Here is a 20,805-nt window from a genome sequence, read left to right on the forward strand (position 1 = left end):
CCGTGCAATCCAGTTCCCGTCATAGACAGGCGATTGCTTTACTCTCCCTAAGTGCTAGGGCTGCGGCTGCAGCCGCGTCCACAAAAATCTAACGCCTGCTGCATGCCGTCATTATAACAAAGAGGCTTACCGGTGCTGTCAGGGACGATTTTTAACCGATGGCAAGCCGATCGGATACTCCGCACCGGCCAGGGCACGCCATTTCAAACCATGCCCGCGCCTTGCTCTGCGCCATACTGCAGGCTGTCCTGTCACGCACGTCCCCGACCCTGGTGCCCTATCTCGAAGCCTTGAACCTCTGCCACCTCTAACTTTTCCTGCCTTCAGGCAGCAAGCGATCCTCCAGAAAGCGCACGAGCGATTTCGGTTCCGGGTGCACGCCTTTTGCTTGATGACCTACCATGTTCACTAATTGCAACACCTGGACGAAAAACCCCACCGCCTTTGTTGCCTCAGGCGGCGACGAACTCAACCGTTGGGAACTCACCCGTGACGCCTATCCCGAGGCCGGTGATATGGATCTTCACGACTACATCGTGCAGAAGGATCTGGAAAAGCTGACCCGCGAGAAGCGGCAGGGGTTGGGGCAGGATTAAGCCGAATCATAGAATGATTTCAGCACTGTTTTTTCCCGCCGTCCCGGCCTTGACCGGGGCGGCAGGAAGTCAAAGGTTCAGAATTTCAGAATACACCTTCCCCAGGAGGAGACGCGGCGGCCGTGGCCGCATACCTGGCGACGGCAGGATGATGTTCGGTTCGGAGGCGCACATGGTCCAACAGCATTTTGCGATAACAGATCCCCGCCTCCTTGCCATGCCTGCCCTCAACCAGGCGATCGTGACTACAGCCTCCGGCGCAATGTTGCAGCCAATCACAGGCAAGGCAGATGGGCGGAAAATCCAGATCCTTGCACCGCAGCCTGCAGGCCGTGGCGGACTCGGGCAAACGGGCGAAATCCAGGTCCTGCAGATGCCCGTAATAATACTCCGGTTCGCCGGCATACTTGTCACAGTGATAGACACTGCCGTCCGGTTCGACACTCAGGGTACCGCCGACACAACTTGCCGCCGAACTGCACAGGGAACCGGGAAACCCCATGGATAACAACAGCCAGTCGCCGAACTCCCGAATCCGAAGGCGCGGTTCGTCCAGTTCCAGCCAGGCGTCGAACAACTCCATCATGAAGGGATAATAGCGACCCGGATCCAGGGTTTCTCCCATGGCCCTGGCATTACCGCGTACCGGAAGAAAGCAGACATCGAACAGTTCGTGATCGAGGTAAAAGCGCAGAAAATCGCTTGGCGATAGAGCCAGGCTGCGCTCCGTCACGACCGTAATGACCCCGAAAGACACCTCTTGGCTCCGCAAGCGCTCGATTCCCCGGAGAATGCGGCCGTGGGTGGAACGACCGTCGACGGTGACGCGCTGGGCGTCGTGGACCGCTGCCGGCCCATCGATGCTGACCCCGACCCGGAAACCGAAATCACCCAGGAATCGCGCCGTTTCCTCATCCAGATGCAAGCCATTGGTCTGCAGATTGTTCTGAAAGCGTTGCCCCTCACCCGCCAACTCCTGCTGAACCACCAGGGCCTTGCGCAGCGGGTCCAAGCCGCCGAGCAAAGGCTCCCCGCCGTGCCAGATAAAGCGGAAATCCCGGTGTCCGCTGGCGAAGGCCCTGGCGATCGCCAGGGCCATCACCTGAAAAGACATCGAATCCGACTGTTCGGCCCGGTCATGACAATAGCGGCATTGCAAGGAACAGGCACGCGTCAGTTTGAGGATCAGATTGAGAGGCAGGCTCATTTGATTTTCACATCCACCTTGAGATCGGCAAGAACCTTCCTTTCCGCAACGGTAAGCACCTTGTCCAGGCGCATTTCATGAATCTTTTCCAGCCACATTTTCTTGTCCGGAGTACATTTCCCCCATCCGTTGTCGCATCGATCCCAATTCTGACAATAGCTGGAATCCAGTTTCCCCCTGGCCAAATCGATGATCTGCTGCTCGATCACCTCCCTGCCGACCAGATGATTACAGGTTACCTTCTCGAGATCCTTTGCCAATTGGGTGAGGCTCGGTGTTGCGGTGATTTTTCTGCCCAAAACTTTTTCCATCGTACCCTCCTCTGTCGGCGAATCGTCCGGGAGCCCATCTCCCGGTGAGGGGCGGCGCGCCGGATTGTGAAAAATGCGCCCCCCATGATGCGTTGACCGCGAGAACCTGGCCAATGCATTTGCCGAAGACAATTAGATACTACTTTTTTTAAATTTTTTGAACAAAAATTTTTAAAGACGAATAGTGAGGGGGGGCAGGCAAACAGGCAAAATGGAGAGAGGAGAGACAGGAAAGTTTACAGGGGGGTGATGCCCAATCGACGCCGCACCGCCGCTGGGGAAGCGGGGGCGAGCTCCAGCAATGCCGCCGCCTGAACCAGGCGTTCAACGAGGGTTGCGTTCCGGGCCGGAATCCGCCGTTCCCCATCGAACCAGGGATTATCCTCAAGTCCGACCCGTACTCCGTGGCCGAAAAGAAGACCAAGCATGTTGGCCGGCAGTTGCTGCCGGCCGATGCCGCCCACACACCAGATGGACTCGGCCGGCAATGCGCCGATGAGGGCCGCAACCTCGGCCGGGGCAGCCTGGGCTCCGGCGATATTGCCCAGCAGGATGTTGAAATAATAAGGCGGCGAGAGAAGTTGTTTTTCGATGAGGTATTTGGCGTAGTTCACCATCCCGAGATCGAAGATCTCGAGTTCGGGCTTGATACCCTTCTCCAGCATGATTTCTGCCTTGCGGCGGATCATATCCGGGGCGTTGACACTGGCCTGGCCCTTGAAGTTGAGAGAACTGAGGGTCAGACTGCCCATGTCCGGCCGCAGGTCTCCGGTCAGCAGCAGAGGGTCGGTACGCAGGCTGAAGTCCTGATGGATGCGTCCGCTGAGGGAAACACACAGGGTCAAGTCAGGGTGCCGCTCACGTATGGCGGCAATCATCCGGGCATAGATCTTTCGCGAATAGTGCGGATGCCCGTTTTCGTCACGGGCATGCAGATGCACCAGGTTAGCTCCCAGGGCGACGCAGCGATGCACATCTGCGGCGATCTCTTCGGGCGAGAGAGGCACATGGGGATTCAGAGTCCGATCGAGCACCATGCCTGTAGGGCAGAGGTTGACGATGAATCCGTCCGGGGAACGGATGGGGGTGTCCTGCATGGACGTCATCTCAGAGGTACCAAGGCAGCCGATGCCGCCGCAATCGCACCATCATCGTTTCCCCCTGGCGCGGCTCCATTGCTCCAGATCCAGTTCCAGCACCGTCCAGGTGTCGATATCCGGTAGGCTGAAGGCATGCTTCTTGGGATTGCTGCCGACGACCCGATAGCCGAACTTGCGCTGGTACCAGGCGATGGTTTCCGGACGATCGGTTTCCGTGCGCACGCGGCGAATACCCCGCGCCAGCATCTCCTGGAGGCGGGCCTCCTGGAGCATGGCGCCTATCCCCATGCCCTGAACTTGGGGGGCGACGGCCAGGCTTGCCGTTTCCGCCGTGTCTTCATCGAGCAGCAAATAACTGCCCACCCCCACCAGACAGCCATCCTCATTCTCGGCGACAAAGGCATGCGCGATTTCGATGCCGCTGCGTTCCGCATTGGCGACGCCCGGGGTCGGCGCCATGGACCAGCGCTCCAATAACTCCATGACTTCGGGCAGATCCTGGGGATTCATTTTACGTATGCGGCAGGTCATCCGATTATCCTTTCAGAATCTCCCGGAGAGGCCTCGAGTGCCAGCAATGCCTCCCGGAACGGTCCGGCAAAAGCTTCGGCCACCGGCCGACGTTGAGGGAGCAGCAGACTTTCGGCGGTCAGAACCGAGGGATTGGTGTTGATTTCCCACACCTGGATACGGCCCCGACAAAGACTGTAATCGATGCGCCCGTAATCGATGCCGGCCAACTCGAAGATTGCCATCACCTCGTTGGCATGCGGGTTCTCCGCCAAATAGTGCAGTTCTTCGGCGAGCAATCGCTCATCGCAGAGATCGGCGTGCTTGATCATCCAATGCTTGCTGAAAAAAACATGCCGAGGCAGGATTCGCCCTCCGACTCGCATGGCCGAATATTTTCGATACAATCCGTCCTCGCCGCGCGTATCGCAAAACTCGGTAATCAGGGAGAAGGGACGGCGAAATCTGGCGCGGCGGAGCATTTGGGGAGTACGGATGAGATCGCTCCTGGTCCCGCGATGGTCATTTTCGCCGCGCAGAAAGACCGGATAGGCAAAGCGATTGAAAATCCGCTCCCACGGTCGAAAAACGTTGAATTCATTAATTCCCTGGCGATGCAATGTCTTCAGGAGGCGGTAGCGGCGCATGGAAAGCTGGGGATGATTGAGCAGTCGGCAACCCTCACGGTGCAGCACGGACCAGAAGCGCAAGGCACGCCGGGTCTGCCGTCCATGCAAGCGCTCCACATCGGCAAAGATATAGGTGCCGGGCAAAGGCTTATTATCATCCTGATAGGCAAGAAGGCAAATACGCTCGGCCAGATCAGGGGCGAAACTGTCCAGATAGCCGCGCATGGTATAGGCGTGCCGGCCTTCGGTTAAATAAAATATCAAACGCTCTCCCTTTCACCATAGGGCTTGATGCACCGACCTAATCCAGCCTTGTCAGGCCAGGCGTGCTTACCACCCGAAAAAACAGCCGTTCGAACGAACGTTGCAGCGGTGCGCACCAGATTTCCCGATACCGCAACCGCCCCACACCCCATCAGCGCTGAACAGCCGGGGTCATCATCATTTTGGGTGCCATGAACCTGGCTTGCTTTTCGTTGTTGGCGGCATTGGCATCTGCGAACTTCGGCAACACAAGCCCCACCTTCACGTCCGCATTTTCCGGCACTGGTACCTTGAACGTATAGCCTACCCTGGCTCCAGGTTCCATCAGCTTTCGGTCCGGATCCAGGCCGGCCAGGGTCGCCCCGCCCCAGCTTTTGCCATTTAGGGCCAATATCAGGGTCAAGGCATCCTGGCCTTTTCGAACATAGAGATCTTCCGTCAACCGCCCTTCTCCCAGATTCTGCACTTCAACATAAACGCTCTCGGCACGGATATCCAAAGCGGTGATGCCGAGATCGCGCGGCAGCAAAAAGACCTTGTCGACCTGGTACTGGGTTCCCGGGAAGGAAACCTTGACCTCCAGTTCGGGGGCAAGCTGGGTGAAATTTTCCAAAACCAGGAAATACATGCCCTGGGTCTCGGAAAGCTCTTTAAAATCGATATCGTGGCGCATGCGACCGACCGTAATGTGGTTTTCAGGCGTATCGGGAAACCTGACGGAATTCGTCGAGGCATGGAGATAGACGGGAGCCTCTTTTTTCTGTTTATTGTTCTTGCCAAACACAAAATCCAGGGTCTGCTTCGCAGCCCTGACCAAACCGCGAATCCCATCGCCGGCTACATATTCAACCGGATTGTAGTTGTTGAACTCATTGACCCATTGCTGGAATTTGCTGGGCTGCATCGGCTTTTTCTGGTCAAAAAACCGCGAATCGACCAATGACCAACGAAATACGGGATCTTTCACCTTGCCTTGGTGCGCCTTTTCAACGGCTTTCAAATATCTTTCCTGGTCGGGTTTCAATAATTTGAATTCGAGCTGGACACGCCCCGGCTGGGTGACTTCGATGGGAAACAGCAGCAGATACGAATCCTTGCTGTCGCCGGTATAGAGCTTGACATTCTGGTGGAATAAACCCTTGTTTTCGGATATTTCAGCATAAACACAGTTGCTGGACGAAGTGATAAACAAACCCAAAACCATTAAAAGGACAATTAACTTATTCATCGATTCCCTCCTAAGCTGTTTCCCGGAACACGATTTTCGCTGCTGAGGTTTTGGCATCCGGCCAATGGCAGACTTGGCGACAACGCTAAATTTTGGCGTTACGTAATGAAATCATGCTATGCACCAAACCGAAAAGTCAATGACAATTGCGGATGTTTCCCCGGTAAAATCTCCGTCTTTCTCTTCGCCTGCTGCTACCTTATGTAATATCCGGAAACCCGCCATATGCCGTCATTATCCATCATGGGCGTTACGGTTTCGATCGCTCGTTGCTTGTTTGCGAAGGAGGTCTCAAACCGGATAACCACATACTCACCATCGGGAGCACCTGGCAGTGCTGTCGTGTAGGTTTTGCTCTGCACTTTTCTCGACACGAGCCGGCCGAGAGGCTTTCGAACTGCGTTCAGAGAATGGACCCAGTGGTCTTGAATCACGGCATCCCTGAAGAGCCCGGCGGCCTCCTGCCAGCTTGCCGCATACCTTCCCGCATCAACCATGGCCAACCATTGCTCGGCAGCGGCAATGGCGGCCGCCTCCTTCCCGGGATTTCCCGCCAATGCAGTAGCGCAGGACAACATCACGCCAAGCAGGACCAGACTCCATACTTTACGGACCATTTCTCTCTCCTTTTCCTAATTCGACAGTCGAATGCAGCATAGCGCTATCCGGACGATTATACTACCTCCTCGCCTCCTCCGAAGGAACTGGACTGCAAGGATGAGGTATCGAACCGGAAAAGGCAGAGTACCGAACCTTCCACACTTCCAACCTGCGGGAGCAGGCACAATGCATGCCGAAAGTCAGAAGATGGCTTTTTCAACACCCCGCCAAAACCGGGCTATACTATCTCCATCAGCAATGCTCCAAACGGCTCCGCCATGGCCGGCCAGGGCACGTCATAGGAAGCCGTGCCCGCTCCTTGCGCTTCACCCAGCTGCAAGTTGGCCCGCGCGCATCCCCGCCCCTGACCGGTCCTGACGTGCTGTTGACGGTTTGCGACGTAGCCCCATGAAGAAACCAGATTCAGCCGCTCTCGGCAGCCTGATTGACCGGCTGAAACGACGCAAGTAATCCGGCAGACAACCTTCAGGAGTCAGAACGATGGAAATTCGTCCCGGCACTCCTTACCCGCTGGGTGCCGCCTACGATGGCGCGGGCACCAATTTTTCCCTCTTTTCCGAAATCGCCGAACGGGTCGAATTGTGTCTGTTCGACGACCAGGGCCGGGAGGCCAAGGATGATCTTCCCGAAGTCACCGGACATTGCTGGCATGGCTACCTGCCCGGCGTAGGCCCCGGACAACGTTACGGTTTCCGGGTCCACGGGCCCTGGCAACCGGAAGCGGGCCGCCGCTGCAATCCGGCCAAACTGCTCCTTGACCCCTATGCCAAAGCCATTGAAGGAGAGGTTCGGTGGCATCAGGCCGTGTTTCCCTATTCATTCGATCAGGGGCCCGACGTGGCAGACAGCAGCGACAGTGCGCCTTTTGTGCAGCGCGGCGTCGTGCACCAGCCCACCTTCGATTGGACCGGCGATCGCCGCTTGCAGCGCCCCTGGCATGAGACGGTCATCTATGAAACCCACGTCAAGGGCTTTACCATCCTTCATCCCGAAATACCTCGCGAGTTGCGCGGCACCTATGCCGGCCTGGCCCACCCCGCCGCCATCGGTTACCTCCGGGACCTGGGCATAACCGCCGTCGAACTCCTGCCGGTGCATCAGTTCGTGCATGACCGGCACCTGCTGGACAAGGGGCTGCGCAACTATTGGGGCTACAACAGCATCGGCTATTTCGCGCCCCACAATGAATACGCCTCCGACCGGCGCCCGGCTGCCGTGGTGGCGGAATTCAAGCAAATGGTCAAGGCCCTGCATCAGGCCGGCATCGAGGTGCTGCTGGACGTCGTCTACAACCACACCGGGGAAGGCAACCACCTCGGCCCCATGCTGAGTTTCAAGGGCATCGACAACGCCTATTACTACCGCACCGTAGAGCATGACCGCCGTCACTACCTGGACTATACCGGCACCGGCAACAGCCTGAACATGCGCCATCCTCACGTGCTTCAATTGCTGATGGATTCTCTGCGCTATTGGGTGCTGGAGATGCATGTCGACGGCTTCCGGTTCGATCTGGCGGCCGCCCTGGCCCGCGAACTCCACGATGTCGATCGACTCTCGGCTTTTTTCGACCTGATCCAGCAGGATCCGGTCATCAGCCAGGTCAAGCTCATCGCCGAACCCTGGGACATCGGCGAGGGAGGCTACCAGGTCGGCAATTTCCCGCCCGTATGGTCGGAGTGGAATGGCAAATACCGCGACTGCGTGCGCGATTTCTGGGCCGGCCGCGATGCTACCCTGGCGGAACTGGCCTACCGCTTCACCGGCAGTTCCGACCTGTATCAGAACGATTGCCGTCTGCCCTTTGCCAGCATCAATTTCGTTACCGCCCATGACGGCTTCACCCTGCGCGACCTGGTCTCCTACGACCACAAGCACAATGAAGCCAACGGCGAAAACAACCGCGACGGCAGCGACCATGAAGGATCCTGGAACTGCGGGGCCGAAGGGCCCACGGACGATGCCGAGATATTGACCCTGCGGGCCCGACAGCAGCGCAACTTTCTGGCCACCCTGATCCTCTCCCAGGGGGTACCAATGCTGCTCGGCGGCGACGAATCGGGCCGCACTCAACAGGGCAACAACAACGCCTATTGCCAGGACAACGAAATTTCCTGGTACGACTGGGAAAACCTGGACCGGGAACGGCTCGATTTCACCCGGCGACTGATCCGCTATTATCATGCTCACCCGGTGTTTCGCCGGCGCCGCTGGTTCCAGGGGCGGCGCATTCACGGGAGCAAAGTCACCGACATCGCCTGGTTTACCCTGGAAGGACTGCAAATGTCCGAAGAGCACTGGGGTGAGGGCTTCGCCAAATCCCTCGGGGTATTCCTCAACGGCAAAACCATTCCCAACCCCAATCCCAAGGGCGAGCCGGTTGAAGACGATAATTTCTACATCATTTTCAATGCCCATCATGAGCCCCTGTCCTTTACCCTGCCGCCGGCGGCCTGGGGCGAACTCTGGCTGAAGGAACTGGACACGGCCGAGGGTTGGCTGGCCCAGGCGGAATCATTGATGGCCGGCGCCGCCCTGCGGGTCGAAGGCCGCTCCCTGGTGGTGCTGCGCCATGCGACCTGAGCCCACCGGCAGCTACCGCCTGCAATTGCGCCCCGGATTCGGCTTCGCCGCGGCGGCGGCCCTGGTTCCCTATCTTGAAGCCTTGGGCGTCAGCCACCTTTATGCCTCCCCCTGTCTGCAGGCCGCCGCCGGCAGCCCGCATGGCTATGACGTGGTGGACCCGTCCCGCGTCAACGCCGAACTGGGTACCGAAAAGGAATTTTATCGTCTCTGCCGCTTGCTTAAACAGGCCGGTCTCGGCTTGCTGCTCGACGTGGTGCCCAACCACATGGCCATCATCGGCGACCAGAATCCCTGGTGGTGGGATGTCTTGGAAAACGGTCCGGCCAGCCGCTACGCGCCCTATTTCGACGTCGACTGGGAGTCTTCGGAGGCGCGCTGGCCCAACAAGGTGCTGCTGCCCCTGCTCGGCGATCATTACGGCCGGGTACTGGAAGCGGAACAACTGCAACTGACCCACCAAAGCGGCATTTTTACCCTGCACTACCACGACCAGGTTTTCCCCATCGATCCTTCCACCCTGGCCGAATTGCTGGCCGCCGCCGCCGAAGCCTGCAACTCGCCGCGCCTGGGGTTTGTCGCCGATGCCATTGCCCGCCTGCCGCGCCCTACCTCCAGCAGCCGCAAGGCACTGGAACGCCGCCATCGCGATTTGGGGGTGCTGCGGGAATTGTTGGTCCAATTATGTCAGGAAAAGGGGGTGCGGGCCGCCATCGATCGGCAGGTGGTCGCCATCAACGCCGATGTCGATCGTCTGGACGGTCTCATCGAAAACCAGAACTATCGTCTGGCCCTGTGGCGCGCAGCCGGCCGTGATCTGGGCTATCGACGATTCTTCGATATCAACGACCTGGCAGGCCTGCGGGTTGAGGACGAAGAGGTGTTCCAAGCCACCCACGCCTTGCCCTTATCCTGGCTGCGACAGGGTCTGATCCAGGGCTTGCGCATCGACCACCCGGACGGCCTGCGTGATCCCTCCGAATATTTCCACCGCCTGCACAAGGCTTGTCCCCAAGCCTGGCTGGTGGCGGAAAAAATCCTCGAGCCGGGAGAACAGCTGCCTTCAGAATGGCCTATCGCCGGTACCACCGGCTATGATTTTCTCAATATGGCGGGCGGACTCTTTGTCGATGCGGCGGGTGAACGTCGGCTGACCCGGCTTTATGCCGAGTTCACCGGCGCTACCACCGATTATGCACGGCTCGCCAAAAACTGCAAACGTCTGGTACTGGACGACTTGCTCGGCAGCGAACTCAACCGCCTTACCGCCCTGTTCGTCAGCATCTGCGAGGGGCATCGTCGGCACCGCGATTACACCCGCCACGAACTGCATGAGGCCCTGCTCGAGACCGCAGCCTGCTTTCCGGTCTACCGAACCTACCTGCGGGCCTGCCAAAGCACGGTTGGCGACGCCGATGCGCGAGCGATTAAAACGGCCATCAAGGAAGCCCGGGTCGGCCGACCGGAACTCGACCCGGAACTGCTGCGATTTCTCGGCGAGGTACTGTTGTTGCGACATCCGGGCGAACTCGAGACGGAACTGGCCATGCGTTTCCAGCAGTTGACCGGACCCGCCATGGCCAAAGGCGTCGAGGATACCGCCTTGTACCGTTTTCATCGCCTTCTGTGTCTCAACGAAGTCGGCGGCAATCCGGCTGCTTTCGGCACTTCCGTGGATAGCTTTCATCTTTTTTGCCGCCAAATTGAAGCCCGGCATCCCCGGTCGCTGCTGGCCAGCAGTACCCACGACACCAAGCGCAGTGAGGATGTGCGCTGCCGACTGGCCCTGCTATCGGAAATCCCGCGTTTTTGGCAGGAGCAGGTGCGGGCCTGGCAGGCAGCCAACCAACACCGGAAACCGGAAGCCTTGGATCCCAACGACGAGTATTTCATCTACCAGACCCTGGTCGGCGCCTGGCCCATCGATGGCAAGCGCCTCTGTGGCTACCTGACCAAGGCTCTGCGTGAAGCCAAGGTCCATACCTCCTGGACGCGGCCCGTCGCTGCCTATGAAGATGCGGTGTCTGCCTTTGCCCTGGACCTGCTGAGCGATCAGGCCTTTCGCCGAGAATTGGGAAGCTTTGTGGCCCGACTGGAGCCCTTCGGTCAACTCAACAGCCTGGCACTGACCCTGCTCAAAATGACTTCCCCGGGGGTCCCCGATATCTATCAGGGTACCGAACTGTGGGATCTGAGCCTGGTGGACCCGGACAACCGCCGGCCGGTGGATTTCGACCGGCGTCGCGGGCTCCTCGAAGAGCTGTCCCGCCTCTCGGCAGAACAGATCCTGGAACGGACGGACGAGGGGCTGCCGAAGCTGTGGGTGTTGCGTCAGGCGTTGCGGCTGCGCCGGCGGCAACCCGCCCTTTTCGGCCCTCAAAGCGAATATCGGCCGCTGTACGCCCGGGGCGAACGGGCAGCGCACCTGGTTGCACAGCTGCGCTCCGACGCAGTGGTCGCCCTGGCACCGCGCCTGGTGATGGGACTGGGCGGCGACTGGCGGGATACCAGCCTGGATTTGCCGACCGGTCGCTGGTGCAACCTGATGACCAATGAGGAGGTAGCCGGCGGCAGCAATTCCTTGGCCCGGCTGCTGGCCAAATTCCCCGTCGCCCTGCTGGAACGGGAGACCCTATCATGAAACCTGTGCGGCTCTGGGCCCCGCATCGCCGGCGGGTCGAACTGGCCGCCGCCGGTCGCCGCCACCCCATGCGACCGGCGGAATACGGTTGGTGGCAGGCGGAAACAGAGCTCGATCACGGCGAGGATTATGCATTCTGGGTGGATGACGAAGGCCCTTATCCCGATCCGCGCTCGCTCTGGCAGCCCGACGGAGTGCACGGTTTTTCTCGCCGCCTGGATCACCGCCGGTTCATTTGGCCTGATGTCGGCTGGCAACCCCGGCCCCTGTCCAGCGCCGTGATCTACGAACTGCATGTCGGCACCTTCACCCGAACCGGCACCTTCGCCGCCGCCGTGGACCATCTCGATCACCTGGTCGATCTCGGCATCACTCATGTGGAACTGATGCCGGTAGCGGAATTTTCCGGCCGTCGCGGCTGGGGCTACGACGGTACCGCCCTGTACGCGCCGCACCATGCCTACGGCGGCCCCGAGGGACTCAAGGAACTGGTAGCCGCCTGCCACCGGAGAGGACTGGCGGTACTGCTCGACGTGGTCTACAACCATCTGGGTCCGGCGGGCAATTACCTGGAGTGCTTTGGCCCCTATTTCACCGACCGCTACCGCACCCCCTGGGGCAAGGCAGTGAACCTCGACGGACCCCATAGTGACGAAGTCCGCCGCTTTTTCGTCGACAACGCCTGCATGTGGCTCCGCGACTATCACTTCGATGGTCTGCGCATCGATGCGGTGCATGCCATGGTCGACCTGTCGGCGCGCCATTTCCTCGAACAGCTCGGCGATGCGGTGCGCGCCTTGGAGGCCGAACTCGGCCGCCACCTGGTGCTCGTTATCGAAAGCGATCTCAACGATCCACGGCTGATCCGCTCGCCGCAGGCCGGCGGTTACGGCATGGATGCCCAATGGCATGAAGACTTTCATCATGCCTTGCATGCCGTTTTGACCGGTGAGCAATGCGGCTACTACCGGGACTTCGGGCACCTGGCCGACCTGGCCAAATCCCTGCGCCGAGGGCTGGTGTACGATGGCCGCTACTCCGCATACCGGCAGCGCCGGCATGGGCGTCCGGCCGACGACCTGAAGGGACATCAGTTGGTGGCCTTCCTGCAGAACCATGACCAGGTGGGCAACCGTGCCGGCGGCGAACGCAGCAGTCACCTGCTGTGTCCGGCCCGGCTCAAGATCGGCGCGACCCTGGTTTTGACGGCGCCCTTTGTGCCGCTGCTGTTTCAGGGGGAGGAATGGGCCGCGACCACGCCCTTCCTGTTCTTCACCGATCACCACGACCCGCAGCTTGCCGCCGCTGTCAGCCAAGGCCGCCGGGACGAATTTGCCGCTTTCGGCTGGCCTCCGGAACAGATTGCCGATCCCCAGGATCCGACCACCTTCGAACGCAGCCGCCTCGACTGGCAGGAACTCCGGCAACCGTTGCATACCGACCTGCTCGACTGGCACCGGCAACTCATCCGCCTGCGCCGCGCCCTGCCGAGCCTCAACGACGGCCGTTTGGAGGCGGTGGCCATCCGTTACGACGAGCAACAGCGTTGGCTGGTCATGACCCGGGGAGCGGCCACCGTCGCCTGCAATCTGGCCGAACGGCGGCAACCGGTGCCGTTATCCGTCGCCGGTCCGTCCAGAATCCTGATGAGCAGCGACCCGCAGTCGCACTTGGAATCGGCCAGGCTCAGTCTGGACGGTCCCGGCGTGGCAGTGCTCCTGGCTGTCGATAGGCACCTCGCCCGTTGAATGTTCCCCACCTCTCCGGCGCCGGCGAATCCGGGTTTTTCCTGCCTACTTGGGAGGCAGGGCGCAAAACCGTTGCGATCCCGCGAATCCGTCAAACCTGGGGCAAACCCGCCAATTGACATGGACGGACCGAGCCTTTTTGCCATGCGCGGCGGTTGTGACCTGTTTGCATATCCTAGAACCGCACCTATAATTTATGCTGTCCGGGCAACAAGGGGTATGCCGTGGGAGGTAACACGGCCATGCGGGCGCATGTCTTGCAATCGCATGCTTGCCCGTCGCGGCAGGTCCACTATGGTAGCGGGCCGGTTCGTGGAATTCACACACCTTGAAATGGAGGAGATGAAAATGAAAAAATGGGTTTTGGTGGTCTTGAGTTGTCTCGTTGCTTCCTCGGCCTGGGCCGAAACCAGAAGCTTCCAGCTGAGTGTCACCCCCGATATCGCCATCCATTCCAGGGCCACCCGCATCGACGGGATTTCCCTCGGCATCTGGAGTGAAAATCCACAAAGCGCGCTGGCCCTCGGTATTGTCAACGGCTCCACGGGCGCCAGCTCCGGCCTGTCCCTCGGTTTCCTGGCCAACTATGCGGAGAGCTACAGCGGCGCTCAGTTGGCCTTCGTCAACTATGCTTCGGGGAGTTTCAAGGGTTTGCAATGGGGGGCGTTCAACTACGCGGGGAAATTGCACGGCCTGCAACTCGGATTCATCAACTTTGCGGACACCGCGGACAAAGGCGTCCAGATTGGTCTGCTCAACATCATGAACCAAACCCAAAGATGGTTCACCGGCCTGCCCCAGGAAGTGGCCCCGGCCATGATATTCGTCAACTGGCGCTATTGATCCAGCCTCCATCGGGACCTGGCGGGCGTCGGGCATGCCGCACCGCCAGGGCTTGGTTTTTCGGCACCATCTGAACGCTGTTCATCATTCCCTTCCGGGCAAGGACAGTCTCCCCTTTCAAACACTGCTCGGGAATCCCTTTCTGTGTCAGCTGAGGGCACTACTGATGCCACAACCTGCCATCACTGGGAAACCAGCTCTCCGATGAACAAGCTGCCGTTGTGGACAAAGAAGAAGGACCGCAGCCCCACCGCCAGTTCCGTGATCCGGCCGGCATAATCCTCTTCCTGCCCCTCGGCAGGCATGGCCAGGCCAAGGATCACCAGGTCCGCGTCGGCGCTTCGGGAGTGAATCATCTGCGTCACGCTCTGGTCTTCAGGCTTGACCATGACCTCAACCTCGGCCGCAATGCGGACCTCCGGAATCAGTTTGGCGAGCAGGCGTTCGGTCTGATCCGCGGCCATCCGGTTGGAAGCGACGCTCATGATCCGGATGCGGGCATTGAGCCATTCGGGATTGCGCGACAGCAGGTAGGCCAGCAGCAGCATCAGATCGCCATTGCGCTGCAGGCCGCCCCACCAGACATGGATGGTACGGGGCCGGCCCTCGTGCAATGGCGCCAAGGGTTCCACCCGACCCAGCAGCAGGGAGCGACTGAGACGGCTCAGGGGGCGGATGACCCGCAAAAAGTGGATCAGCCGTTGCGGATCGTCGGGCCAGCCGAGGAGGATGGTGTTGCTGGCCATGTCACCGATACCGTTGGCCTGGGCCACCGCCATCAGGCCCTGCTCGATGTTGTCGACCACGTCGACCTCGCCAAAGGCCGTGATCCCGGCCTGGCGCAGCACCTCATTCATATGGCGGGCCCGCTCGGGGATATCCAGTTCCAGGCGCAGCAGATCGCCGACCACCAACTCGCAAACCGTGACCACCCCGCGACCCTGGCTGAACCAGGCCCCATAGCGGACCAGGGGCAGGCGCCGATCGATGTTGCTGACAAAAACCAGAACATGAGGCCGCCAGTTGCGCGCGGTCATCGGCCGGCGCGCAAGATGCACCAGCGCCCAGCGAATGGTGGCCTCGAATAAATCCCTGCGTACATCGCCCCAGGCTTCGCGGCGCTCGCGACGGCGCAGCAGCAGCCACAGGGCGAAAATCACCAGCACCGCCACCAGACTGGCCAGGGGATTGATCAGCAGCATCACCCCCAGGCAGCTTGCCGCACCGGCCAGACAGAGCCACCACGGCGTTTTGACCTCGGGTCGCCAGGAAGGATTGCCGGACAGGTGTTCCAGGGCGGCCACCAGGTTCACCGTGCCATAGACACTGAGGAAAAACATGGTGACCACTTCGGCCACGGTGTTGAGATCACCCAGAAACACGGCGATCAGGGCAATGACGAGAGCCGCCAGCAAACCCGCAACCGGTTCCGCCGCCGGCTCGGCGGTGGCCAGCCAGCGCGGCGCCAGGCGATCCATGGCCAGGGCCTGCAAGGTGCGCGGTGCACCGAGTATGGAGCCGACGGCCGAGGAAAAGATCGCCCCCCATAGACCGGGCAGCACCAGCCAGGGTCCGAACAGGGCGATGCGGGTCCACACCAGGGAATCGTCCCGCAAGGCCTCGGCATCGGCGCCCAGATAGAGCAATACCGGGATTAGCAGATAGACGGCGAAGCCGGTCAGGGTGGCCAGTACCGTGCCCCGGGGAATAGAGCGGCGCGGATCGGCCAGGTCGCCGGAAAGGCTGAGGCCGGCCATAATGCCAGTAACCGCCGGGAAAAAGACCGCAAAAACAGCCCAGAAGCCGAACTCGCCGAAGGCACCGTGCGCCATCTGCCGCCCGGCACCGTCGCTCCAATAAACGCCGCCGGCCAGGGCCAGCAGCGACAGGGCGATCAGCAGCAGAATCGGCAACTGCAGGCGCAGGGCGGTGCCGGCGCCGCGAAAGGCCAGGGCGCCTACCAGCAGGATGATACAGAAAGCCGCTGCCGGCACGGGGATGGCCGGCCAGACAAAGCGCAGGGATTCCGCCAGACCGAAGGCATAGAGGGTCACCGACAGCACTTGGGAAAAAAACAGCGGGATGCCGATGGCCCCGCCGATCTCCGGTCCCAGACTGCGCGAGATCATGAAATAGGCGCCGCCCACGCCGACCCGTGTGTTGGTGGCGATGGCGGAAAAGCTCAACGCGGTGATAAAGGTGATGCCATTGGCCAGAACCACGATCAGCAGCGCCTGCCACAGCCCGACCTGTCCCACCACCCAACCGAAGCGCAGGTACATGATGACGCCGAGGATGGTCAGGATCGTCGGTGTAAAGACGCCGATGAAGGTACCGAGCTTGCCGGCTGTCTGGTTATCGGCGGGCTGCGATGTGAACAGGCGGGTCCGGATGGGGGGAGGGACGAGGGACATGGCGGACACCTTTCCATAACAGGTTATTCGGCGACCCAATGCCGGCCGGCCTCAGCCCTGTTCATTACCTGGCACTCTTGCAAATATCCAGCAAAAAACCTACAGTTTCCGGGGGTCCCGCCCCCCTGGAAGACTTCAATGAAGCCCCGAGCGGTGCATCCCAAATTCAGAGGCACTCCGGCGACCTCTCTTATTCGGCAGAATCCACCCCGAACCAGGGCGCTTTATTCAGAGTGCTGCGCAGCAAGTTCCGCACCCGCCGATGCGCCTGGGTAAAGACGCTGTACCGTTTTGGCCCGCCGTTTATTGCTCTGATTTCATCCATTACGTCAAAGCAAAGCCTGCAGCCTCTCTCTTGGCAGTTCATTGTGCAGTGGTCGACGGTTTCGAAAAAATCGTCAGTGAACACGTGCGAAGGAATTGCGCCGATGTATGTCTCAATAATCTTAATATATCCGGAAGTGATGAAGTCGGCGACATTGTAGGAAGCGTTGGTATTGTAGAGGTGCATGAATTGTCGGGTTACGGAAAGGACGGAATTGCCGCTACGGGGTAGCTTGACAACGCTGATGAAGGGCAGCAGCGTTTTCAGGCGGGCAATGGTGACCCAATTGGCCTTGAAAAAGACCCGCGGGTCCAAGGTGACCTCCGGGTTTCTACAATAAAACCGGTCCTGGTGAAGACTGCGGGCCAGGTGCCAGCGGTGTCCGTAGAGGGAGTTTTCTTCCGGGCAGTTATGGAGACAACCCTCGAAGGCGATGACCTTCTGGGCAAATCCTGCCCGATGGTTGCGCGCCAATTGCGCGGGATTGCGAATGATGTTGACGGAAGGGTTGTGAAGCACGACCCCGACCCTGCGTTCCTCTTCGAGTTCCGCTTCGGTCATGCGGTGCGACAGGCAGGAGCCCTGAACTTCACAGTCGGGCAGCGCGTCCTTCAGGCGTTTTATCAGTTCCAGATCAGCGACAACGAAACTCCGCACCCCCCGGGGATAGAACTCCTTGCGCACATTGTCGACCACCACGTCATAGTTGTCGTGGAGCAGGTAGTTGAGCAGGAGGGTGAATTTAAAACCGGTATGCTGCTCGTTCCAGGCGATGAGGTCCATGGTGCGCCGGCGCGCCTCACCCGGCGATATCCGCGGATCCGCAGGCCGGCCGCTGGCGGCTATATGCGGGTTGTAGTGCGGAAAATGCAGATCGGCGATGTGCTGCCGAAAGGCGCGGAGTCCCAGCAAATCCTTTTTCCGGGTCTTGTTCGGCGAGAACCCGATTGTCAGTTTGAGGCCTTTCATGTGCCTTGGCGATTCTTCAAGAAAGTTAAGCCGAAAGAAACTAATCAGCATCGTGGAGCAGGGGCTTGTTCCTCCCATCCCGAGCCCCTGTGCTGAACAGTTACAGTAGAAAAAACCTGTTGCCCTGAATTTTCTGCTAAAAATCGTCCAGCAACCGCTCTCTGGGCAAAAACTCACTCCAAACCATGCATTTTCAACAGGTTCATGGGGTCATCCCCGTGTTTAATTCCCCATCAATGCCGGGCCGGATCGGATTGCATATGGAAGAATCGGATTGCATTGCGCCCTTGTGCCTTCGCCTGATACATCGCCATGTCGGCCCACTTGAGAATGTCCTCCCGGGCCTCCTCCTGACCGCGAAACACCACAACACCGATACTCGAGGTACAATGATGTTCCACGATGACCTCCGCCCCCCCTTCCTGCTTGCACGCAAGCAGGAAGGGCTCGGCAATCACGGCGCGAATTTTTTCCGCGACTATGCCCGCCTTCTCCATCGCCTGCTGCTTATCCACATGCAACTCGAGGAGCATCGTTACGAACTCATCGCCGCCGAATCGCGCCACGGTGTCCGACTCACGCAGGCAGCGGGCGATGCGATGCGCCACCTCGATGAGGAGCAGATCACCCACATCGTGCCCGTGCGAATCATTGAGTGACTTGAAATTGTCCAGATCCAGAAACATGACCGCCCCATAGCACCTGCTGCGCTTGCTGGCAGCCATCGCCTGTCCCAGACGGTCGATGAGCAGGCGACGATTGGGCAACTGCGTCAAGGTGTCGTAGAAGGCCAGTTTGCGAACCTGCTCCTCGGCGCGTTTGCGCTCGGTGATATCCTCCGTGATGCCCATCAGTTTCTCGATGACACCCTGTTTGTTCCGGATGGGCACAAAGCACGATTTGAGGATTTTTCCGCCGGGACCTTCGGCATTAAATTCGAAGTCACTTCTTTCACCGACATAGGCTCTGGCAAGCAGAGCCCCGATGCGTCCCCGGTCCTCGGCACTGACCGCATCCAGATAGAAGGTGCCCTGCACCTCCGATTCCTCTTTGCCCCCTCGCATGATAAGCCCCGCGCGGTTCATGGCAGTCACCCTGCCGGCCATGTCGATTTCATGAATGCTCACCGGCGAATTTTCCACCAACAGGCGATAGCGGTTTTCGCTTTCCCGCAAGGTACGAGTGATTTTCTCCATGGCCTGCCGTGTTTCTTCAAGCTCCGCGGTACGGCGGCGTACCTGGTCCTCCAGGGTGATGGCCGCCTGGAACAGGTTGAAGTCGGACCCCTGTAGGCTGGCAGTGCGTTCGGCACGATTCATCAATGCCTGGATGATCTTGTTCAGGCGAGTGATTTCCGCCTGCATGGCTGGTTCGTCCTGCTTCGCCAGGTCAGACATCACGGGTTATCCTGCCGGTTGCCGGAACGTGCCGATGGCACAACCGGTGAAGGTTTGGTTGACGTGCAAACCTCGATACTGTTCACCGTAACTGCTGAAGCCGACGGTGTTGTAGTGCCGGAAGATTTCGCCGACACTCTCCTGCAAATCGTTTTGGACAATTTCCAGGTTGCGGAGGATACAGTCGCACCCCAACACGAGTTGCGGCGAGCCGATTTTTTCCCGGATGTGCTCGAAAGTCTGTTCCAGATTATGCACCAGGTCCACGCCATGGGCCACGCGGAGCACGACCCCCTCCTCGATGGCGCAGTAAAAAGACAGACTGCCGTCGGCATTGACTTTCTGGATGGAGCGCACATAGTCGGTGCCGTCGATCATCACCACCACCGGTGACGCGGCGAAACTGAGAGCACTCAACTCATGCACGTCCACCCCCACCAGGCGCGCGTATTCTTCGGCGGCCGGCAGGCCGTTGATCTCGTAAACGACGCGCTTGGCCGGATCCGCCGCCGTGACCACCAGGCGTTGTGCGGTGGACACAAAGTGCTGGGTCTTGAAGATTTCAAAGGGCCAGGAGGTGTTGAGCAGGATCAGCACGGCGCTATCCGAAAAAAACCGTCCATCGGCATAAACGTCGGTCTTGACAAATTTCATATCATCGCCCGCCGAACCTCCGAAAAGCAGTATCTCTCCCAGCGCATACTGGAAGGCATGGGCGACCGGCTCCTCGCGCCGGGACATGGCGTCGATGAGCAGAAACGCCAAAGTGTTGTCCGCTCCGGCTGCGGGGGCCCGGCTTTCCAATTGCTGCAACAGTCGTTGAACAAAGTCATGCCCGGTGGCGATGTCGAACCGGCTCAACTGATCCAACAGACCATTGACGGCCACACAACTGCCTGCCGGAAAGCTGACTCCGGACAAGCTGTGCGAACGATAACCGGCCGGCCCGATCTCCCCGGCGGTAGTACACCCCACCACCTGAATTCCGGCAAACAGTCGGTTGATTTCCTCAGCCAACACCCGCAGGTCGTACTGGCTGGAACAGAAAAAGATCACCAGTTCCATGTCCGGTTGTGCAACCGCCGAATAAAATTCCCCTACTGCCTGGCGAGCGTCCGTCGCACACGAATGCGCCAGGCGAATTTTTTGCGTGGGCATGGTCGACATCTCCTGCAATGGAACCTGATTTGCCAATTTTTCCCGGGGAAAATGCCTATTGCCCGGATTTTATTCCCTCAATCGGCCTATGGGCAATTTTTAAAACCCTATTTTAAATATAAATTTATGACAATTCAATAGTTTCTTCGGCTAAAGGGGATGAATCTTTTTTTGACAAGGCCCCAAATCACCCTGCGCCCTCCTGTTCAATAAATTTATGGTGCAACGGTTGGATGCCGGGTCGCGAGCCACCTACGCCGA

The 20,805-nt window shown here is 59.4% G+C and carries 16 protein-coding genes; 5 read left to right on the top strand and 11 right to left on the bottom strand.

What is annotated here, in order from left to right; genetic code table 11:
- The first annotated feature begins 401 nt into the window (after window positions 1-401).
- Window positions 402-596 carry a hypothetical protein gene (locus JQN68_RS12715; RefSeq protein WP_225073355.1) on the top strand — a complete coding sequence of 65 codons (195 nt, stop codon included), beginning with the start codon at window positions 402-404 and terminating at the stop codon, window positions 594-596.
- A gap of 85 nt (window positions 597-681) precedes the next feature.
- Here JQN68_RS12715 and JQN68_RS12720 read toward each other — a convergent pair whose 3' ends face one another.
- From JQN68_RS12720 to JQN68_RS12750, 7 genes are all read right to left on the bottom strand, one after another.
- Window positions 682-1,803: a radical SAM/SPASM domain-containing protein gene (locus JQN68_RS12720; RefSeq protein WP_249621226.1), complete on the bottom strand. Its 1,122-nt coding sequence runs from the start codon at window positions 1,801-1,803 to the stop codon at window positions 682-684.
- The gene (locus tag JQN68_RS12725; protein ID WP_225073353.1) at window positions 1,800-2,114 is read right to left on the bottom strand and encodes a hypothetical protein; all 315 of its coding nucleotides are present in this window, start codon (window positions 2,112-2,114) and stop codon (window positions 1,800-1,802) included. The genes JQN68_RS12720 and JQN68_RS12725 overlap by 4 nt, the downstream gene beginning before the upstream one ends.
- A gap of 236 nt (window positions 2,115-2,350) precedes the next feature.
- A complete protein-coding gene (locus JQN68_RS12730) occupies window positions 2,351-3,211 on the bottom strand; it encodes a beta-keto acid cleavage family enzyme (RefSeq protein ID WP_225073352.1) in 861 nt (286 codons plus the stop codon).
- A 51-nt stretch (window positions 3,212-3,262) separates the two neighbouring features.
- Entirely contained in the window at window positions 3,263-3,745 is a 483-nt protein-coding gene (locus JQN68_RS12735) for a GNAT family N-acetyltransferase (protein WP_225073351.1), read from the bottom strand.
- Entirely contained in the window at window positions 3,742-4,617 is an 876-nt protein-coding gene (locus JQN68_RS12740; RefSeq protein ID WP_225073350.1) for a hypothetical protein, read from the bottom strand. Before JQN68_RS12740 ends, JQN68_RS12735 begins: the two co-directional genes overlap by 4 nt.
- Before the next feature lie 151 nt (window positions 4,618-4,768).
- Window positions 4,769-5,845 carry a hypothetical protein gene (locus JQN68_RS12745; RefSeq protein ID WP_249621227.1) on the bottom strand — a complete coding sequence of 359 codons (1,077 nt, stop codon included), beginning with the start codon at window positions 5,843-5,845 and terminating at the stop codon, window positions 4,769-4,771.
- 194 nt (window positions 5,846-6,039) lie between these two features.
- Window positions 6,040-6,462, bottom strand: a complete 423-nt coding sequence (locus JQN68_RS12750; RefSeq protein WP_225073348.1) for a DUF4019 domain-containing protein — start codon at window positions 6,460-6,462, stop codon at window positions 6,040-6,042.
- A 484-nt stretch (window positions 6,463-6,946) separates the two neighbouring features.
- Between JQN68_RS12750 and glgX the strand changes: the two genes are divergently transcribed.
- From glgX to JQN68_RS12770, 4 genes are all read left to right on the top strand, one after another.
- Entirely contained in the window at window positions 6,947-9,049 is a 2,103-nt protein-coding gene (gene glgX, locus JQN68_RS12755; protein ID WP_225073347.1) for a glycogen debranching protein GlgX, read from the top strand.
- The gene (treY, locus tag JQN68_RS12760; protein WP_225073346.1) at window positions 9,039-11,690 is read left to right on the top strand and encodes a malto-oligosyltrehalose synthase; all 2,652 of its coding nucleotides are present in this window, start codon (window positions 9,039-9,041) and stop codon (window positions 11,688-11,690) included. The genes glgX and treY overlap by 11 nt, the downstream gene beginning before the upstream one ends.
- A complete protein-coding gene (gene treZ, locus JQN68_RS12765) occupies window positions 11,687-13,438 on the top strand; it encodes a malto-oligosyltrehalose trehalohydrolase (RefSeq protein ID WP_249621228.1) in 1,752 nt (583 codons plus the stop codon). The genes treY and treZ overlap by 4 nt, the downstream gene beginning before the upstream one ends.
- A gap of 348 nt (window positions 13,439-13,786) precedes the next feature.
- A complete protein-coding gene (locus tag JQN68_RS12770; protein ID WP_225073344.1) occupies window positions 13,787-14,281 on the top strand; it encodes an LA_2272 family surface repeat-containing protein in 495 nt (164 codons plus the stop codon).
- 182 nt (window positions 14,282-14,463) lie between these two features.
- On the opposite strand, the gene JQN68_RS12775 is transcribed toward JQN68_RS12770, so the two are convergent.
- The 4 genes from JQN68_RS12775 to nosP form a co-directional block, all read right to left on the bottom strand.
- A complete protein-coding gene (locus tag JQN68_RS12775) occupies window positions 14,464-16,695 on the bottom strand; it encodes an APC family permease (RefSeq protein ID WP_225073343.1) in 2,232 nt (743 codons plus the stop codon).
- A gap of 190 nt (window positions 16,696-16,885) precedes the next feature.
- Window positions 16,886-17,989, bottom strand: a complete 1,104-nt coding sequence (locus tag JQN68_RS12780) for a hypothetical protein (protein ID WP_225073342.1) — start codon at window positions 17,987-17,989, stop codon at window positions 16,886-16,888.
- A 233-nt stretch (window positions 17,990-18,222) separates the two neighbouring features.
- Window positions 18,223-19,386 (bottom strand): GGDEF domain-containing protein, encoded by a 1,164-nt coding sequence (locus tag JQN68_RS12785; RefSeq protein WP_225073341.1) that lies wholly within the window; start codon window positions 19,384-19,386, stop codon window positions 18,223-18,225.
- A gap of 6 nt (window positions 19,387-19,392) precedes the next feature.
- Window positions 19,393-20,553 (bottom strand): nitric oxide-sensing protein NosP, encoded by a 1,161-nt coding sequence (gene nosP, locus JQN68_RS12790; RefSeq protein WP_349632323.1) that lies wholly within the window; start codon window positions 20,551-20,553, stop codon window positions 19,393-19,395.
- Between the last annotated feature and the right edge of the window lie 252 nt (window positions 20,554-20,805).

This window comes from Desulfuromonas sp. CSMB_57, from assembly GCF_020194955.2.
Lineage (GTDB): Bacteria > Desulfobacterota > Desulfuromonadia > Desulfuromonadales > Syntrophotaleaceae > JAFCIY02.

What these genes read in the sequence shown, in the direction of transcription:
- JQN68_RS12715 (WP_225073355.1), top strand. Translation starts at nt 402, where the DNA reads ATGTTCACTAATTGCAACACCTGGACGAAAAACCCCACCGCCTTTGTT.
- JQN68_RS12720 (WP_249621226.1), bottom strand. Translation starts at nt 1,803, where the DNA reads ATGAGCCTGCCTCTCAATCTGATCCTCAAACTGACGCGTGCCTGTTCC.
- JQN68_RS12725 (WP_225073353.1), bottom strand. Translation starts at nt 2,114, where the DNA reads ATGGAAAAAGTTTTGGGCAGAAAAATCACCGCAACACCGAGCCTCACC.
- JQN68_RS12730 (WP_225073352.1), bottom strand. Translation starts at nt 3,211, where the DNA reads ATGCAGGACACCCCCATCCGTTCCCCGGACGGATTCATCGTCAACCTC.
- JQN68_RS12735 (WP_225073351.1), bottom strand. Translation starts at nt 3,745, where the DNA reads ATGACCTGCCGCATACGTAAAATGAATCCCCAGGATCTGCCCGAAGTC.
- JQN68_RS12745 (WP_249621227.1), bottom strand. Translation starts at nt 5,845, where the DNA reads ATGAATAAGTTAATTGTCCTTTTAATGGTTTTGGGTTTGTTTATCACT.
- JQN68_RS12750 (WP_225073348.1), bottom strand. Translation starts at nt 6,462, where the DNA reads ATGGTCCGTAAAGTATGGAGTCTGGTCCTGCTTGGCGTGATGTTGTCC.
- glgX (WP_225073347.1), top strand. Translation starts at nt 6,947, where the DNA reads ATGGAAATTCGTCCCGGCACTCCTTACCCGCTGGGTGCCGCCTACGAT.
- treY (WP_225073346.1), top strand. Translation starts at nt 9,039, where the DNA reads ATGCGACCTGAGCCCACCGGCAGCTACCGCCTGCAATTGCGCCCCGGA.
- treZ (WP_249621228.1), top strand. Translation starts at nt 11,687, where the DNA reads ATGAAACCTGTGCGGCTCTGGGCCCCGCATCGCCGGCGGGTCGAACTG.
- JQN68_RS12770 (WP_225073344.1), top strand. Translation starts at nt 13,787, where the DNA reads ATGAAAAAATGGGTTTTGGTGGTCTTGAGTTGTCTCGTTGCTTCCTCG.
- JQN68_RS12775 (WP_225073343.1), bottom strand. Translation starts at nt 16,695, where the DNA reads ATGTCCCTCGTCCCTCCCCCCATCCGGACCCGCCTGTTCACATCGCAG.
- JQN68_RS12780 (WP_225073342.1), bottom strand. Translation starts at nt 17,989, where the DNA reads ATGAAAGGCCTCAAACTGACAATCGGGTTCTCGCCGAACAAGACCCGG.
- JQN68_RS12785 (WP_225073341.1), bottom strand. Translation starts at nt 19,386, where the DNA reads ATGTCTGACCTGGCGAAGCAGGACGAACCAGCCATGCAGGCGGAAATC.
- nosP (WP_349632323.1), bottom strand. Translation starts at nt 20,553, where the DNA reads ATGTCGACCATGCCCACGCAAAAAATTCGCCTGGCGCATTCGTGTGCG.